1 protein-coding gene is annotated in these 269 nt (G+C 64.3%); it reads right to left on the bottom strand.

Translation table 11 applies throughout. The features are described 5' to 3' along the window. Positions 1–257 (bottom strand): Mu transposase domain-containing protein (locus tag GOPIP_RS27965; protein WP_444542626.1); only part of this gene is annotated, 257 nt, incomplete at its 3' end. Positions 258–269 lie beyond the last annotated feature (12 nt).

The following is a 269-nucleotide window of genomic DNA, read 5'->3' as shown; positions in this document are numbered from 1 at the left end:
AGGTGGGCGTTGAAGTTGCGAATGGTCTTGGTGGTGGTTCGTGCGTGCAGTGACAGTTCTCTGGCGCCGTCGAGCACTCGTAGGTGGTGATCGTCGACGATGATGGTGACGATGGTGCCGGCGTAGGTCGGACTGACTCGGAGGCGTTGGCCGGCCACCATGATCTGACCGCTCTTGGGAACCCGGCGCTGCACGCTCTGCGGCCCTGACGGTGGCGCAGGCGGCAGCGGGGTGCTGGCTTCCCGAACTCCGGTCAAGCGGCGAATATT

The organism is Gordonia polyisoprenivorans NBRC 16320 = JCM 10675, from assembly GCF_000241325.1.
Lineage (GTDB): Bacteria > Actinomycetota > Actinomycetes > Mycobacteriales > Mycobacteriaceae > Gordonia > Gordonia polyisoprenivorans.
This window is presented reverse-complemented; position numbering and strand designations above follow the sequence as displayed.